The 230-nt window shown below is 55.2% G+C and carries 1 rRNA gene (only partly in view); it reads left to right on the forward strand.

Annotated elements, in window-relative coordinates:
• Positions 1-230 (forward strand): 16S ribosomal RNA (locus tag ASE86_RS13235) (it extends past both window edges: 285 nt to the left, 839 nt to the right).

Below are 230 nucleotides of genomic sequence, written 5' to 3' on the forward strand. Positions count from 1 at the left end.
CGTGAGTGATGAAGGCCTTAGGGTTGTAAAGCTCTTTTGTCCGGGACGATAATGACGGTACCGGAAGAATAAGCCCCGGCTAACTTCGTGCCAGCAGCCGCGGTAATACGAAGGGGGCTAGCGTTGCTCGGAATCACTGGGCGTAAAGGGCGCGTAGGCGGCCATTCAAGTCGGGGGTGAAAGCCTGTGGCTCAACCACAGAATTGCCTTCGATACTGTTTGGCTTGAGT

Source organism: Sphingomonas sp. Leaf33 (assembly GCF_001421785.1).
Lineage (GTDB): Bacteria > Pseudomonadota > Alphaproteobacteria > Sphingomonadales > Sphingomonadaceae > Sphingomonas.